The organism is Lacticaseibacillus hulanensis (assembly GCF_004010095.1).
Taxonomy (GTDB): Bacteria; Bacillota; Bacilli; order Lactobacillales; family Lactobacillaceae; genus Lacticaseibacillus; species Lacticaseibacillus hulanensis.
This window is the reverse complement of the sequence record NZ_RRYD01000010.1, coordinates 17,505-33,719: the sequence shown is the minus strand read 5'-3', so window position 1 is coordinate 33,719 and position 16,215 is coordinate 17,505. Positions and strand designations below refer to the sequence as shown.

At 55.4% G+C, this 16,215-nt stretch carries 18 protein-coding genes; 14 read left to right on the top strand and 4 right to left on the bottom strand.

All coding sequences use genetic code 11. The features are described from left to right. The first annotated feature begins 252 nt into the window (after window positions 1–252). From EKN00_RS03590 to EKN00_RS03555, 8 genes are all read left to right on the top strand, one after another. Complete coding sequence (locus EKN00_RS03590) at window positions 253–1,713, top strand: 6-phospho-beta-glucosidase (RefSeq protein WP_127848786.1); 1,461 nt, start codon at window positions 253–255, stop codon at window positions 1,711–1,713. A gap of 12 nt (window positions 1,714–1,725) precedes the next feature. Continuing rightward, entirely contained in the window at window positions 1,726–2,034 is a 309-nt protein-coding gene (locus EKN00_RS03585) for a PTS sugar transporter subunit IIB (RefSeq protein WP_127848785.1), read from the top strand. Window positions 2,035–2,045: 11 nt separating this feature from the next. After that, on the top strand, window positions 2,046–2,384 hold the full coding sequence (locus tag EKN00_RS03580; RefSeq protein ID WP_127848784.1) for a PTS lactose/cellobiose transporter subunit IIA: 339 nt from the start codon (window positions 2,046–2,048) through the stop codon (window positions 2,382–2,384). 24 nt (window positions 2,385–2,408) lie between these two features. Continuing rightward, complete coding sequence (locus tag EKN00_RS03575) at window positions 2,409–2,978, top strand: hypothetical protein (protein WP_127848783.1); 570 nt, start codon at window positions 2,409–2,411, stop codon at window positions 2,976–2,978. An 88-nt stretch (window positions 2,979–3,066) separates the two neighbouring features. Continuing rightward, window positions 3,067–3,987, top strand: coding sequence for an ROK family protein (locus tag EKN00_RS03570; RefSeq protein WP_127848782.1), 921 nt, complete (start codon window positions 3,067–3,069; stop codon window positions 3,985–3,987). A 148-nt stretch (window positions 3,988–4,135) separates the two neighbouring features. Next, a complete protein-coding gene (locus EKN00_RS03565) occupies window positions 4,136–4,567 on the top strand; it encodes a MarR family winged helix-turn-helix transcriptional regulator (protein WP_127848781.1) in 432 nt (143 codons plus the stop codon). Window positions 4,568–4,583: 16 nt separating this feature from the next. Continuing rightward, the gene (locus EKN00_RS03560) at window positions 4,584–5,231 is read left to right on the top strand and encodes a histidine phosphatase family protein (protein ID WP_164848006.1); all 648 of its coding nucleotides are present in this window, start codon (window positions 4,584–4,586) and stop codon (window positions 5,229–5,231) included. A gap of 109 nt (window positions 5,232–5,340) precedes the next feature. Continuing rightward, window positions 5,341–6,201, top strand: coding sequence for a metallophosphoesterase family protein (locus EKN00_RS03555; RefSeq protein ID WP_164848005.1), 861 nt, complete (start codon window positions 5,341–5,343; stop codon window positions 6,199–6,201). Between the two features lie 74 nt (window positions 6,202–6,275). On the opposite strand, the gene EKN00_RS03550 is transcribed toward EKN00_RS03555, so the two are convergent. Beyond that, a complete protein-coding gene (locus tag EKN00_RS03550; RefSeq protein WP_164848004.1) occupies window positions 6,276–7,076 on the bottom strand; it encodes a GNAT family N-acetyltransferase in 801 nt (266 codons plus the stop codon). Window positions 7,077–7,282: 206 nt separating this feature from the next. Between EKN00_RS03550 and EKN00_RS03545 the strand changes: the two genes are divergently transcribed. Next, complete coding sequence (locus EKN00_RS03545; RefSeq protein ID WP_127848777.1) at window positions 7,283–8,035, top strand: hypothetical protein; 753 nt, start codon at window positions 7,283–7,285, stop codon at window positions 8,033–8,035. A gap of 90 nt (window positions 8,036–8,125) precedes the next feature. Here EKN00_RS03545 and EKN00_RS03540 read toward each other — a convergent pair whose 3' ends face one another. Then, window positions 8,126–9,514, bottom strand: a complete 1,389-nt coding sequence (locus tag EKN00_RS03540) for a DHA2 family efflux MFS transporter permease subunit (RefSeq protein ID WP_479680740.1) — start codon at window positions 9,512–9,514, stop codon at window positions 8,126–8,128. 64 nt (window positions 9,515–9,578) lie between these two features. Then, window positions 9,579–9,992: a MarR family winged helix-turn-helix transcriptional regulator gene (locus tag EKN00_RS03535; RefSeq protein ID WP_127848776.1), complete on the bottom strand. Its 414-nt coding sequence runs from the start codon at window positions 9,990–9,992 to the stop codon at window positions 9,579–9,581. Between the two features lie 260 nt (window positions 9,993–10,252). On the opposite strand from EKN00_RS03535, the gene EKN00_RS03530 reads away from it, so the two are divergent. The 5 genes from EKN00_RS03530 (at window position 10,253) to EKN00_RS03510 (ending at window position 14,928) form a co-directional block, all read left to right on the top strand. Further along, window positions 10,253–12,007 (top strand): 1-deoxy-D-xylulose-5-phosphate synthase, encoded by a 1,755-nt coding sequence (locus EKN00_RS03530; protein WP_127848775.1) that lies wholly within the window; start codon window positions 10,253–10,255, stop codon window positions 12,005–12,007. 103 nt (window positions 12,008–12,110) lie between these two features. Next, window positions 12,111–12,647, top strand: coding sequence for a pyrophosphohydrolase domain-containing protein (locus EKN00_RS03525; RefSeq protein WP_127848774.1), 537 nt, complete (start codon window positions 12,111–12,113; stop codon window positions 12,645–12,647). A gap of 24 nt (window positions 12,648–12,671) precedes the next feature. Next, window positions 12,672–13,319, top strand: coding sequence for a DNA alkylation repair protein (locus tag EKN00_RS03520; RefSeq protein WP_127848773.1), 648 nt, complete (start codon window positions 12,672–12,674; stop codon window positions 13,317–13,319). Window positions 13,320–13,334: 15 nt separating this feature from the next. Next, the gene (locus tag EKN00_RS03515; protein ID WP_127848772.1) at window positions 13,335–13,745 is read left to right on the top strand and encodes a peptide deformylase; all 411 of its coding nucleotides are present in this window, start codon (window positions 13,335–13,337) and stop codon (window positions 13,743–13,745) included. A 565-nt stretch (window positions 13,746–14,310) separates the two neighbouring features. Continuing rightward, window positions 14,311–14,928, top strand: coding sequence for a LysE/ArgO family amino acid transporter (locus EKN00_RS03510; protein WP_127848771.1), 618 nt, complete (start codon window positions 14,311–14,313; stop codon window positions 14,926–14,928). Here the strand turns inward: EKN00_RS03510 and EKN00_RS03505 are convergent. Further along, window positions 14,925–16,100, bottom strand: a complete 1,176-nt coding sequence (locus EKN00_RS03505; protein ID WP_127848770.1) for a MalY/PatB family protein — start codon at window positions 16,098–16,100, stop codon at window positions 14,925–14,927. The two genes, EKN00_RS03510 and EKN00_RS03505, sit on opposite strands and share 4 nt — an antisense overlap. Between the last annotated feature and the right edge of the window lie 115 nt (window positions 16,101–16,215).

Genomic DNA, 16,215 nt, shown 5'->3' with positions numbered 1-16,215 from the left:
CCACCTAATGGTTACTGCTGAATGTATTAGTCAAAGTTTGGATAGGCTTATCAAATAGATGCGTCCCACTTCAACAAAGCGCATCAAGTGATTAGTCGCAAAAGTGAAAAGGCAGGGGCTATGACTTTTGTCACAGCCCCTGCGTTGTAAGCAGGCAAAGTAGGTAACGTTCATCAGCGCATGGTCACTCATGAACGAGTTAAAAAATCGGTGCGGGCATTGTGCCTTGCACCGGTTGGTTAGGAGCACAAGATGGCAAAGTTACGCGAAGATTTTCTCTGGGGCGGTGCAGTCGCCGCCCACCAACTCGAAGGTGGTTGGCAAGAAGGCGGTAAGGGCGTTAGCGTTGCCGATGTGATGACCGCAGGAGCTAATGGCGTCGAGCGGGGAATTACTGACGGCGTCCAGCCTGGTAAGAACTACCCGAACCACGAAGCAATTGATTTTTTCCACCACTATAAAGAAGACGTTAAGTTATTCGCCGATCTCGGGTTAAAGGCGTTCCGCACGTCCATTGCGTGGACGCGGATTTACCCGAACGGTGATGAAACCGAACCGAACGAGGCGGGATTGCAGTTCTACGACGATTTGTTTGATGAGCTGCACAAGTACGGGATTGAACCTGTCATTACCTTGTCGCACTTTGAAATGCCGTATCACCTGGTTACCGAATACGGGGGCTGGCGCAACCGTAAAGTCATTGATTTCTTCGTGCGTTTCGCCACCACCGTGTTCAAACGGTACAAAAACAAGGTTAAGTACTGGATGACCTTCAACGAGATCAACAACCAGGCCAACGTCGGCTCGCCATTTGCATTGTTCACGAATTCCGGCATCAAGGTCAAGCCGGGTGAGGATGCGGAGAGGACGATGTACCAGGCAGCCCACTATGAAACGGTGGCGAGCGCTCTGGCCGTTCAGATTGGTCACCAGATTAACCCCGATTTCCAAATTGGGGCGATGATTGCCATGGTGCCACTCTATCCAATCTCCCCGAAACCCGCGGATATCTTCAAGGCGGAACGGGCGATGCAGACGCGCTACTGGTTCATTGACGTTCAGGCAAACGGCGAATATCCAGCCTGGCTCCGGCAGTACCAGGAAGATGCCGGGTTTAACCTCGACATTACCCTAGAAGACCTCGACGTGCTGAAGGCCGGGACGGTTGATTACATCGGCTTTTCCTACTACATGTCCAACACGGTTAAGGCCAAGGACGACGAGCCGGCTTCATATAAGTATGAAGAAGACAAGGATATCGTCCGGAACCCAACCGTGCGCGCCTCCGAATGGGGCTGGCAGATTGATCCTCAGGGTTTGCGGTACGCGATGAACTGGTTTAACGACCGGTTCCATTTGCCACAGTTCATTGTGGAAAACGGGTTTGGGGCAGTCGATAAGGTTGCCGCAGATGGTCACGTGCACGATGATTACCGCATTGATTACATGCGCGAGCACATCGAACAGATGAAGCTGGCCGTTGAAGTCGACGGGGTGGATCTGCTCGGGTACACGCCGTGGGGCTTCATCGACATCGTGTCTGCGGGCACGGGCCAGATGGACAAGCGCTACGGGATGATTTATGTCGATAAGGACGATGCCGGGCACGGAACGCTGGCACGGTCCAAGAAGGATTCGTTCTATTGGTTCAAGAACGTTATCGCGACAAACGGTGACGACTTGGGCGATGTAGAAATGCCGTACACCAAATAAGGAGTGATTGTTATGGCTGAAAAGACAATTATGCTGGCCTGCAACGCGGGGATGTCCACCAGTTTGCTGGTAAGCAAGATGCAAAAGGCCGCAGCTGATGCCGGTGAGGATGTCAAAATCTTTGCCACCAGTGCCGACCAGGTGGACCAGAAGATGTCTGAAGAACACCCTGACGTGCTCATGATTGGCCCGCAAGTGCGGTACCTGTTCAAGGGACTGGAAGCAAAATTGGACATTCCGGTTGCCATCATTGACATGAAGGATTACGGGATGATGAACGGTAAGAATGTTTTGACAACGGCGCTTAAGTTAATCAAGTAGAGGAAAAAACTATGGCTGAAGAACAGGAACAGAACCTTGAAACCATCATGGGGTTAATCGTGAACGGTGGGAACGCCAAGAGTAGCGCGTTCGAGGCAATCTATGCTGCCAAGGATGGCGACTTTGACACCGCCGATGCGAAACTGAAGGAAGCAGACGATGCGCTGAGTGCGGCCCACAATGCGCAGACGGGAATGCTAACGGATGAAGCAAACGGGAAGCACGCACACGTGGGGTTACTCACGGTGCACTCCCAAGATCACTTAATGACGGCGATTACGTTCCGTGATTTGGCCGGAGAAATTGTTGAGCTTTACAAGCGGCTAGCACAGTTGCAAACTGCTAAGTAGTAATTAAAGAAGGGGCGACGACTTATGCTTAGATATCATTTTTTACGGGACAACCTTGACCATGAGGAGGCTTTCCTATCGCGGCAGGCCGCGCGTGGATACGTGCTGACGCGGATTCGGGGCGCGCGGTACAAGTTCGCCGCCCACGTTGATCGTGATGGTAAACCATATCATGCGTACTTGCGATTCACCAAGGAACGGTACGACGCGGCGAATGCGGCTGATCAGGTTGTGACGATGCAGCTCTCGCGGGAACTCTATTACAACGTCCTGTACATGAGGGGGAAGCAGCAGCCGAAATTGCAGTCGAATCCGGACGCGGTGGATCAATTCCACGTGTATATGCTTGATTATGGCGCGAAGCAAGAGTGGAAGGGCGGATTGGGTCTGTTCGCGGGTCTCATGCTCTTCACCGCTCAGGCAGCATGGGGCCACGCCGGCGGTTTGCTTGGCAGCTGGCCGGTCCGTGCATTGCTGATTGCGGGTAGTGTTGCCCTAGTGGCGGCAAGCGTTTGGGGATTGTTCATCGGATTTCGCAATTCAATTAACTCCGTTCACCCACGGCAAGCACCCACGGATGCAAAACGTGCTTAATCAGTAAATAGTTCAATAACAACAAACGATAAGAGGGGGCGCAAGGGGCAATTGCGCCCCCTCTTGCGTGATTAAATGAGGTGGAAAGATGAAAGCATACGTGGCTTTTGATATTGGTGGTACGAGCATTAAGTACGGCGTGGTTACTGCTGACGGGCAGATTGCTGAACACGCCAGCGTGGCTACTGCCCAGGACCGGGCGACGAATGTGGCCAATTTGGAAAAAGTCGTTGCCGATTACCGGCAGCAATACGACATCGGTGGAATTGGGGTGTCCGTGCCCGGGATTGTGGACCGGGACGGCTACATGATTACCGGCGGCGCCCTGCCCGAATTTTACGAATTCCCGCTGGGCGCAACGCTGCGGGCAGCAACCCACTTGCCTGTGCACGTGGAAAACGATGCAAATGCAGCCGCGATTGCGGAGCGGTGGCTCGGAGCAGCGCAGGGTGTCGATGATTATGTCTGCATCGTTTTGGGCACCGGCATTGGCGGCGGCATCGTCATTAACGGCAAGGTGTACCGCGGCGCCCACGGGATGGCCGGTGAATTTGGCTGGAACGTCACGCACAACGTCGACCGCACGGTACCGCTGGAAGATTTGTCCCTGAACTTCAACGCGGCGACAGTGATGGGGCTGGTGCGGCGGTATAATTTGTCGCTCAAGCAGGCGCGGCCGTACCTCCCCGAAATCACGGACGCGCGGGTCATTATCGACGAGGCGACTAAGGATGCGCAGGTGGCTTTGCCAATATACAGCCAGTTCCTGGACGACGTTGCCGTGATGATCTTAAACACGTACGCAAATTATGACCCCGAATTAATTCTCATTGGCGGCGGAATTAGCGCCAACCAGCAGTTCATGATTGACCTGCAGACCAGGCTGGCGGAATTCATGCAGCGCCACGAGAGCCTGCACCGAATTGAAAAGCGCGTGTTGGGCAAGGTTGCACCGGCCAAGTTGCGCAACAATGCCGGCTTAATCGGCGCTGTGTACCCACTGATTTAGGTTTAATGAAGCCATTTTGCTGATATTGTTACTTGCACCACCCGGATTTTTCCGGGTGGTGTTTGTTTTGCCGCTGGGATAATATTAGGGTAGGTGTAAGATTATGCTTGAAAGTGTAGTTTAAGCAACTGGATAGGGGAGTGGCAACATGGATTTAGGGGCCGACAACGAGTTAGTGGAACAGATTTTTCGTCTAACACGTGAGGAACAGAGCTTTATTCAACGCGAATTGAAGCAGTTTGGTATCAATATTTTGCAGGCACGCACGCTCAATTTTATTGCGCAGCACCCGGCGGCAATTCAAAAAGAGCTGTCGCGGTATTTGAGCAAGCAGGAAGCAACTACCACCAATATTTTGAAGGCGCTCGAGACCAAGAAGCTGGTCGAACGTAAGGTGCCGGCAGAAAACGAGCGGCTCAAGCAGTTGTACTTGCTGCCGGACGGACAGGTGCTGGTGCAAAAGGTGCGCAGTGTCTTTATCGACCTAGAAAAGCGGGTCACGGCGCCACTTTCTGGCGAGGAGAAGCAGCTGATGTTACGGTTGCTGCGGCGGATAAACGACCAGGTGGATTTGCAGTAGGAAGGTTGGACTGATTTTGACACTATTGTATTTGGTGCGGCATGGTGAAACCGAGATTAACGCGGAGGGGCGCTTTAACGGCGGCGGTGTGGACAGTCCGCTCACCGCGGCTGGCGTTACCGGCGCACGGGAGCTGCACGATTTGCTCGGGCGCGTGCACTTCAAGCGCATCTTCGTTTCACCATTGCCCCGCGCAGTCACCACGGAACAGATTGTGGCCGGCCCGGACAAGGCGTTCACGATTGACCCGCGGCTGCGCGAGCTCGCTCTTGGTGATTGGGACGGCCAGCCGCTTGGTGATTTGGCCACCGACCAGCAGTTCATCAACTACCGCCACCACCTGCTCGAATGGGATTACCAGGCGGTGCACGCAGAAAGTTACCAGTCGCTGGTGCAGCGTGCCGGGGCGGCCATGGAAGACGCGGCCAAAAGTGTGGCGCCAGACGGGAAGGCGATGGTTGTCAGTCACGGGATTGTGACGACGGTCTTGGCCAACGTGCTAACCGGGGTGCCGCTCGATAACGCGCGTGATTCCGGTCAGGTGGATAACGCCAGCGTGACGGTGCTCGAGTATCAGGACGGCCAGTGGCTTAAGCGCGCGTGGAACGTAACGGCGGCTAGTGCCGGCAAATTGACCGCTGCTGAGCGGGAACTTTTCAACTGAATTGGGAGATGCGGCCATGGATGCAGTCAATTATGGAATCGCGGTTGTCACCATGATGATTATTGTTGCGGTGATTAAGCGACTGCGACAGCGTTAAGGGGGAATGTGCATGCCAGAGCTGAATAAGGATGCGCAGGCGGTGCGCAAAATCGCCGTCTTTGCTGACGTGCACGGCAACTACACTGCCCTGCGCGCGGTGCTTGCCGACGCGCACCGGCACCATGCCAGTGATTTTTGGTTTCTCGGGGACGTGTTGCTACCGGGGCCGGGTAGTCACGAGATTCTGGAGGTGCTCGGCCAGCTGGGCATCACCTCCTGGCCGCGCGGGAATTGGGAAGACCTGCTGGTTGGTGGTCACCAGAAAATTCTGGACGTGACCGACCCGCAGCGGCTCTATTTTACCCGTCAGGCAATGTATCAGGACCAGTTTCTGGATGCGGCCACGTACGCGAAACTAGCGCAACTGCCGCTGACCGTGACGCACGAGGTTGGTGGACTGACGTTTCGGCTGTCGCATAATTTGCCCTTTAAGAATTACGGACAGGAACTTATTCCAACTGAAAGCCAGGCGAACTTCGACCAGCTGCTGGAGCCGGGCGTTGACGTGGCGCTGTACGGGCACACGCACCGGCAACTGGTGCGCTATGGCAGCGGCGGTCAGCTGATTGTGAACCCGGGGACGGTGGGGATGGCGTTTGCCAATCCCGGGAAGGTGCAACACGACCTGCGCGCGATGTACGCGCTCCTCACCGTGAGTGACGCGCGCATCAGTAGCGTGGATCTGCGCAAGGTCGAGTACGACAAGAATGCCGAGCTGGCTCTTGCTAAGCGGCGCGGCTTGCCGTACTACGATTTGTATCAAGACCAGCTGCTTGCCGGAGTGGGCTACACGCATAACCGGCCGGTACTGGCGGCATACGCGGCGGCACACGGTTACCTGCAAGAAGTTGACGCGTACGTGAACAAATAAAATAAGCTCTGACCCGTGAATGCACTGGCCAGAGCTTTTTATTTGCGGTTTAGTGACAATCCATCGCCGGCGGATTACGCCTTATTTTGCAGGCTAACCAAGGCCCGCACGTGGGTGAATCCGCACGCGGCGTAGGTCTTGCCGGCCGCCGCCGCACTTGCGGCCTGCACGAGTTCGATGCGGGTGGCGCCAAAGTCGTTGAGGTAGGCGTACAAAGTTGCCATCAGTGACCGGGCGATACCGCGGCGCTGATAGCTTGCGGCCACCGCGACAAACAGCAGGTGACCGAGGTGATCGTCGTCGAGCCCGCCCTGAGCGTACCCAACGACGGTGCGGCCCTCAAGGCAGACGAAGAGGGGTTGCTCCGGACTGGTCTCGTCGGTGATGTCGCGGGAGGCGAAGTGCTTGGCGTGCAGCGCCTCAACTTGGTTGGCAATTGTTCGGGGCGGCACGGTCGTGAACACGTGAACGGGATAACCGGCGAGCGGTAGTGGCGTCATTTGCCAAATATGCTGCGGGCGGCACGTGAAACCGCGCATTTCCAGCAGCGGGTGGAGCAAGTTGGATTGATCAATGAAGAATTGCGGCATGGCATCTGGCGGCAGCTGTTGCAAAATTGCCGTTAATTCGCGGTCAAGAAGCACCGGCGTTGCGTTAGGCACTGCTGGGTACGGCCCCGAGATTTCGGCGAGCTTACGGGGGCCAACGTTGTATTCGTCAATCACCGTGATGCTGTTTGGCCGCTCAATCACCCGCACCTCGGGATCAGCCAGCCACGCGCGCATGCCCGCCGTCGTGCTGGAGGCGTAAGCGGAAAAATATTCCGGTTTGGCGTTTTGCTGCAAAATAAATTGAATGTTTTCTGTTTCAGACATGCGGTCACCGCCAAAAGTTGATAGTTCCAGTATAACGCGGCGCTGGCCATCGTGGTAGCGGTTACGTTCCCGGCTGCTGCGGAGCATTGGGATGCACCGAATGTAGTATACTTAGGGCAAAATGCAACGCGTCCGGCGCAAAGATGCAACCGGCAACTACGACCGCCGAGCGGTCCAACCCGTTCCCACATAATGGAGGAAAAACCATGCGCATTACCATTGATGTCGACAGTAACAAGGAACTGACCACTGTCACCCTGCCCGATGATTGGGGCACAATCGAAATCAGCAGCCCCACATCCGTTAAGCCGGCTCCGGTGCAACTGGCCATGGCCGACCACCACTTGGTTGGGGTCAATGCGGTGCCCGAAATCGCCGATCAGGTGCTCGACTTACAACTGAACTGGGATGTTGAACCAGAGTACCTTGCGCGTATGTTCGAGGCGGCGATGAGCGGCATCGAACTTGACGACGCGCGTATTCCTAAGGGCGTAATCAGCGGCGTGAGTGCAACTTACGACCACGTTGTCGCGGTGCTCAACGTGCTCGGCTACAAGCTGACAAAGCAGGAGGCAGCGCCAGCCAAGAAGCGGCCCGCAAAGGCGCGGCACCGCTTCGACCGCAAATTGGCCGACGTACCGTTCACGGTTGAATTTGCTGGCGCCAAGGCCACGGTTTTCTGGCGGAAGGCAAAGGAAATGGAAATCGCCCCCGGAGCACAGCTGCGGCAGGACCCAGCGATGAACAAGGACGGCAGCCCCAGTTACGGGATGAAGTACGGCGATAAGCTGCGCGATGATCACAGCGATGCCATCGATAATTTCGTGACGGTTAAGCCCGTGACGCTGCGTAGCGTGAACGAGGTCGGCCTGTTCCTGTACTACGGGGACACGAATAGCTGGCTGCAGCTGGTGAATGCGGATGGACAAACGCTAGGTGAAATTACCGAGGTTAAATGATTAGTGAAGCTGTCGCGGTTAACGGCATAACTAAGCTAAGTAAAAAGGCAACAGACATGTGGCATTTGCCACGTATCTGTTGCCTTTTTGTCAATCGGCGTTTTTAGTTTTGCGGGTAATCAGCAAAATCGTTAAGAGCGCGCAGGCGTAAATGAGCGCCAACATGAAAAATGCGTGGTGCGCCCCGAATGCGGTGCCGATTGCACTGCTCCGGCCAGCCTGCCCGGAAGCGATGACGGTACTGGTCAGGGCGGTGCCAAGTGCGCCGGCGAATTGCTGAATCGTGTTGAGAATCGCGTTACCGGTGGTTTGGTGCTGGACGTCAAGCTGCTGCAAGGCGTTCGTCATGATGTTCCCGAAGCTAATCCCGATGCCGAGCATGTACAACACGTAGACGAGTGTAATGAGCAAATCGCTGATGTATTTGCCTAGGCCGACGTAGATGAACAGCGCGATTGTCGCAAGGATACCCCCCGTGACGATGGGGATTCGTGCACCGAACCGGTCGAGGATGCGCCCGGAAAATGGCGCGCAGAGTGCCCCCAAAGCAGCACCGGGCAGGACAAGCAGGCCGGCGGTGAGGGCAGTTTGACCGTTAACCAGCTGCACGTAATTAGGCAGGATGAACGACATCCCGAGCGTGGTCATTTGGATGAGAAAAAACGCCAGGACGTGGCCGCTAAAGCGCGCATTGGCGAGCACGCGGATGTCAATTATGGGGCTATGAACGCGCAGCTGACGCCGGCCAAACAAAACTAGGGCGCAGGCCCCAATGATGAGCGGCACCAGGACCGGCCAACTAATGAAACTGGCGCTCGCAATATTGCTGCTGCCATAAATCAGCCCAACAAAGGCGACAATAATCAAGATGATGCTGAGTGGGTCAGCAGGAACGTGTTCGGTCGGTGCTTTTTGCTGGATGCAGGTTACTCCGAGGATGAACGAGAGCACCATCAGCGGCAGGAGGAAGACAAAGATATAACGCCAGCTCATGTTGGTGACGACAAGCCCGCCGAATGTTGGACCAATGGCGGGCGCAATCGCGGTAATCAAGGTCCCAATCCCCATCATGACCCCGATTTTGCTGGCGGGAACCTGCTCGAGGATGATGTTGAACATCAACGGCAGGGCAATCCCGGTACCAAGACCCTGCACCAACCGCCCAAGGAGCATTATGGGGAAGATGGGTGCCAGCAGGTCGAGTAGTAGGCCGGCGATGAACAGCAAGTTGGCGCAGAGAAACAGGCTGCGCGTTTTGAATCGCCGCTTCAAAAATGCGGAAAGTGGGACGATGCTGGCCACCACCAGCATGTAGATGGTGGTCATCCACTGGACAGTGCTCGTGGTGATGTTGAACTCACGCATGAGTGTTGGGAACGTGATATTCATCGCCGTTTCAACGATGACCCCGCAAAAGGACATGAGTCCAGTGGCCAAAATGGCGCCGTAAACGCGCCCGGGAATTTTAGTTGTATCCAATCTATTACCTCGAAACTATTTGGCATTGTCTTGGTGGAACGATACGCATGATCGCGTGCGTAAATTATTGCAGGCCCTTGAAGTATTCCAGCACGTTCTCAAAGGTTGCTAGTTCAGCCGTCGAAAAATGGTTCGTGACTGCGGCTTGCTGCTTGCCAATGAACTTCGCCGCGTGTGCAGCAAGTTCGCGGCCGCGTGGCGTTAGTTCAATCAGTTTTTGCCGCGCGTCGTCGGCTGATGGGGTGCGCACAATTAACCCGTCGCGGACCATGCGCTGCAGCAGAACGGTTGCGGTGGGCCGCTGAATGTTGAATTCGCGCTCGACGTCGCGCTGAATTGGTGCACTCGTCGTTGTTGCAACGAAATCAAGGATGGATAACTGGACACCCGTTGTGCCGAGTGTGTGGGCGAACGTGTCGATTGCCCGGTTCATTTCGTGTGCGGTTTGATTAAGCTTGCGGCCATAAATTTGCGCCATGGCGTTGCCCCCTGCTTGTTAATATTGTTAGCAAGCTAACAAACATTCATTGTAGTCAGATTCCTGGTGAAGTCAAATTATTTACCTGGTTGCCGATTGCAGGCGGGATTTTTTGGTGCTGTATTACGGGACAGATTGACAGTTTTGCAACGGTCGGTGGCGCATATTCGGCGTATACTTACATTTGGAAAGCAAAATTCACACATCATCCTCAGGTACGCGGCAATTGCGTGCCTGCAGAATGTTAGGGGGAAACAAAAATGAATACAAAGATTTTGGACCGCGTGAACGGCCCGGCAGACCTCAACAAGTTGAGCGCCGACGAATTAACGGAATTGGCCAATGAGATTCGGCCGCTGCTCATCAACAAGCTCAGCCAAACCGGTGGGCATGTTGGTCCTAACCTCGGGGTGGTTGAACTGACGATTGCGCTCCACACCGTCTTCAACTCACCGGTTGACCACATTATTTGGGACGTGTCGCACCAGGCATACACGCACAAAATTCTCACGGGGCGCAAGGCGGCTTGGCTCAGCCCAGACCATTTCCACGACGTTGGTCCCTACACCGACCCGCAGGAAAGCCCGCACGACTACTTCAACATTGGCCACACCTCGACATCCATTGGCCTGGCCGACGGGATGGCGGTTGCGCGTGACCACCGCGGCGACCACGAGAACGTGATTGCCGTCATCGGTGACGGGGCGCTCAGTGGCGGTCTGGCGTACGAGGCACTCAGCAACGCGGCCACGCTGCACTCCAACCTCATCATCGTGGTTAACGATAACGAAATGAGTATCGCCGAAGACCATGGTGGTTTGTACAAGGGTCTGGCACAACTGCGCGCGACAAATGGCAAGTCCCCGAATAATCTGTTCAAGTCACTCGGACTGGATTACATGTACGTTGAGGGTGGCAACGATATTCCAACGCTGCTGGCCGCCTTCACTCAGGTGCACGACATTGACCACCCAATCGTGGTTCACGTGCACACGATTAAGGGCCTCGGGTACGCACCAGCTCTGGCTAACGAAGAGGCGTTTCACTGGCACAGTCCCTTTGATGTGCAAACTGGGGCGGCGCTAGCGCCAAGTGCTGGCCGGACCTACGCGGACGTGGTGCTTGATGAGCTCGATGCCCAAATTGCGGCGGGCGTGCCAATCGAGGCCATCACTGCAGCGATTCCGGGCGGCTTCCACCTGAAAAAGTTTGCGGCTAAGCACCCGGACCGCTACCACGACGTCGGCATCGCGGAGCAGCAGTCCATTACGTTTGCGGCCGGTCTGGCCAAGGCGGGCGCACGGCCGGTTGCTTTTGAAAACACGACGTTCCTGCAGCGCGCTTACGACCAACTGTCCCATGACCTGGGCGTGAACAAGTTGCCGGCCGTTATCGTGTACAGTGGTGGTCACGTTACCGGTGGGGACCCAACGCACCAGAGCACGTTTGACCTGGCGATGCTGACTAACATTCCTGGCTTCACAGTGCTCGTGCCCGCAAACGCGGCCGAGTTGACTGCAGCACTGCGCTGGGCACTCGCGCAAAACGACTGGCCCGTTGCCATTCGCTTGCCACGTGGCGGCGTTGACGACAGCAGTGAAATCACTGACTACGACCCGAACAAGATGCGTGAACTGCAGGCGGGGCACCGGGTTGCACTCCTTGCAATTGGCAGTATGTTGCCGCTTGCCCAGCAGGTTGCAGACAAGCTGCAGGCCGACAGCGGCATCACCGCGACGGTGGTTGATCCGCGGCGCGTGGATGCGCTAACGGACACCAAGGAGTTGCACCACCTTGCTGCTAACCATGAACTGGTTGTTACGCTCGAGGAGAACAGCTTGGCGGGTGGCTTTGGCGAAAAGGTCAGTGCCTACTTTGGGCCAACGAACGTCCGCACTTTGAACCTGGGTGCCAAGCGCCGGTTCGACCACAAGCAGACGCGCGATGAATTGATGAATGAATACAAGTTGACGGTGGCAACGGCAACTAGTGCCATAGAGGATATTCTCGACTAATATAAATTGGCGGACCGAATGCGGATTGTTTGACCGTGGCCGGTTCGCCTTTTTTTGTTGTTTTCGGCTATACTTAAAGACAAAAACCAAATGGGGTTTCGTCATGCAAAATCTATACGAACAATCCGGCGCCTTCCACAAAATTTTTGACGACCGTCAGCCAAGCGCGCCGACCGCACTGGATGCGGATAACGTTGTGGACCGGATTGGCTTTATTTTGGAAGAGCTAACCGAGCTGGCGACGGTCAACCACCAGACACCGGCAGAAATCGAGGCGATTTTTGCCCAAGTGGAGGACCGGCTTGCCCTGGCGAAGCAGAAGTTGCTGAAGAAAAAGCCCAGTGACTACGCGCCAATTGTGCAGCAGGCCGATGCACTTGGCGACATCACGTACCTGATATTTGGTAGTTACGTGCTGATGGGGGTTGACCCGACACAGATTCTCCAGATTATTCACGACGCCAACATGCACAAGCTGTTTCCGGATGGCACGGCGCACCGCGACCCAATCACGCACAAGGTGCAAAAGCCGCAGTCGTGGGCGACCCAATACAAGCCGGAGCCACTAATCGCGGCGGAAATTGCGCGGCAGGTGGCAGCGGCAAAAGCGGCGGCGCAGCAGGGGCCGGCCACGGATTAGTTTGGCCAGTAGACGAGGGGATTAATGATGCAGATTGAGTTTACGCTGGGGAGTAACCCGGCCAACCAGGCACCGATGGCCAAGTACATGCTGAACAAGTTTCCGTTTCTGGGACTTAAAACGCCGGAACGCAAAGCGCAGACCAAGCCACTGCTTGCTGCCAGCCGCAACTGGTCTGTAGAAGAAATTTTGGCGGTGGTGACGGAGTTGTACGCGCGGCCGGAGCGGGAGTATCAGTACGCGGCCATTGATTTGGCCCGCCGCCATGTGCGTCAGTATGATTTGGGGACGTTGCGCAAATTAAGTGCGTTCATCACGCAGAAAAGCTGGTGGGATTCCGTTGATGCGTGGCGCCCGTTGTTCGGGGATTACGTGTTGCAACATCCAGACGCACTGCAGCCGGTTTTTGCGATGTTTGCGGAGCACGAGAACATGTGGATGCGGCGGGTGGCAATCACCCTGCAGCTGGGCAGCAAGGCGCAGACGAACACCGAGTTGCTGGCCCGCGCGATTGAATATGACCTGGCGACGGACGAATTTTTCATCCAAAAAGCCATTGGGTGGGCGCTTCGACAGTACAGCAAGACGGACGCAATGTGGGTGCGGGACTTTTTAGTTAGCCAACCGCAGTTGAGTCATCTAGCCGTGCGCGAAGGCAGTAAGTATCTATGATAAGTGAGGCAAAATATGATTCGTGACATTAACCGGAACCCGCTGCTGCTCAGTAAAACCGCCGAGCCGGCCACGCGGGGCGACAAGCAGATTATCACTGACCTGCAAGATACCCTGCGCGCCAATGCCGACCGCTGTGTGGGGATGGCGGCCAACATGATTGGCGAAAACAAAAACATCATTATTGTGCAGATTGGTCCGCTGCCCTACATCATGGTTAACCCGCAGATTATCAGCAAGGCGAACCCTTATCGCACGGAAGAGGGCTGCCTGTCACTTGACGGCCAGCGCGCTGCAAAACGGTTCAAGCAGATTCGGGTACATTACTTCGATCAGAACTTTGCCGAACATGAGCAGGAGTTCAGCGACTTTACCGCGCAGATTATTCAGCACGAGGTGGACCACTGCGCTGGGATTTTGATTTAAGGACGGACGAATAGTTCACGCCCAATGGGAACTATATTGGCAACGCGAAGGTTATGGTTGGCAATTATTTGCCTAACTCCCTTGCCAACCCCCAATTTTTTAGTTAACCTATTCATATACTAATAGCCGGACGGGTGAGCGCTGCTGGGCGCACACAAATAGGCAGCCACACAAGTAATCGTAAGCACGATGGAGACATCGGAAGATTACTTGTGTGGCTGCCTTTTTTTGACAGAGAGTGCAGCCCCGCGGGTTGAAGCTGAGGATACTACGTTGTCCATTGCACTAACGCCGATAAATCGGCGAGTGCAAATGGCTATCGGCGAATCAAGCATATGGGCGCACTTTGCCCATGTGCTTGATTCGTGGATAACCGCAGGCTTCAGCGGGGCGGAACTCGACTAGGAGCGTGCATTCCCGCGTTCTGAAGCTGAGGATACTACGCTGTCCATTGCACTAACGCTGATAAATCGGCGAGTGCAAATGGCTATCGTGGATAACCGCAAGCTTCAGCGGGGAGGCCCACCGCATTTCCCGGCCATTACATATCAGGAGGTTCAGCATCATGCTAGCAACATACTTACATGGAATGATTATCAGTATTGCCTTGGTCACGTCAATTGGCATGCAAAATCTGTTTGTCTTTAACAATGCGCTGGGCAATAAGTTGCGGCATTCATTGCTATACGCGCTATTCGTGTGGATTGCGGACACAACACTGACCGTCGTGGCCTTTTTGGGTATGGGCGCGTTGATTAGTTCGAGCACGTTACTGCGATTAATTGTGATGAGCGTCGGCGGTGCCATCGTCATTTGGATTGGTATTGGCATTATTCGTAGTGCGCACACCGCGGTGCTCGGTGATGTCCGCGAAGAAACAACGATGAAGGCGGCGTTCATCGGCGCCTGGGTCGTTGCGTTTGCCAACCCGCAGGCACTCATCGACACCAGCTTAATGCTCGGGGCCTTGCGTGGGACCCTGGCTTCGTGGCAGGTGCTGCCATTTTTGCTGGGCGTTATTACGTCCACGGCGCTGTGGTTTTTCGGCATCACCCTAGTGCTCGGCCTGCTGAAAAATCGGCTACCGCAGCATCTGCTCATGTGGGTGAACATTGCCTCTGGGGTAATTGTTACCGGATATGGTGCGATGCTTATTTACGAGGTAATTACGACAATCTTCTAGCTGCGGCGTGTGCTAAACGAGGCCAAACCCGTGGCCAACCGGTTTAAGCCGTCGCGCAGCATGCTTTCTGGGCAGGCAATGTTGATGCGCAGGAAGTCGTTCCCGTTGCCACGGTAGGCGTTACCGGCGGACAGCTGCAACCCAGTTTCCGTGTGCAAATAGTCCGCCAGTTTTTCCGAGTCGTGGCTCAGTGCGCTCACATCCAGCCAGAGCAGGTAGGTGGCTTCGGCAGGTACAAGCCGCACGGAAATTTCTGGCTGGGCGCAAAAATCGGCGACAAGCTGGTAGTTGCGTCGCAGCTCCTGACGCAGTTCAGTGAGCCAGGCGTGGCCCTTGGTGTAGGCGGCGATGGATCCGGGAATAGCGAGTAAGTTGGGCTCGGCCACCTCGTCCGTGTTCAGGCCGCGACTGACGACGTTGCGCAAACCGTCATTGCGAACAATCACGGTTGCGGCGTGCATGGCGGCAACGTTGAAGGTCTTGCTCGGTGAAACGAAGACGACGAGGTTTTGGGTGAGGGTTTCTGGCAACGTGAACATTGGCGTGTAATCCACGTCGGTCAGGCGCAGGTCGCCGTGAATTTCGTCACTCAAAAGGGTAACGCCATACGTTTCGCACAGCTCGGCGATGCGGGTTAATTCGGCGTGGGTGAAAATGCGGCCAATTGGGTTGTGCGGGTTGCAGAGAATCATGACCGTCGACAGCGGGTTAGCCAGCTTTTCCTCTAGGTCGGCAAAATCGATGGTGTAGTGGCCCGTTTGGCGGTCGTACAGCAGGTCGCTGCTGAGAACGTGGCGGCCATTATTTTCGATGGCGTTGTAGAACATGTTGTAGACGGGTGCGGTCACAACCACGTTGTCACCGACGTTGCTGACGCGGCGAATTGTGGCGGCGATGGCTGGCATTACGCCGGTCGCAAAGAGCATCCACTGGGGGTCAACCTGTGCGTGGTGTTCGCGGGCGTACCAGTTGGCCACTGCCCGGAAGTAGTCGGTGTGTGGCTGCTCGTAGCCGAAAATGCCCTGAGCCACCTTGTCCTGCATGGCGGCCTGGATTTCGGGTGCGACTTTGAAATCCATGTCCGCAATCCACATTGGCAGGTCGGTTGGTGCGCCGGACCACTTGATGGAATTGGTCTGACGACGGTCTATGGTGCTAGTGAAATCGTACATATTGTTCTTCCTTTCGGTTGCAACTGGGCGTTTCTGCGTGGTTTGGCGAATCCAATTCAAGCATATACCCGCTCCCGGACTGCCGCGTCGCTGTATTGAAAAAAACTTTTTCCAG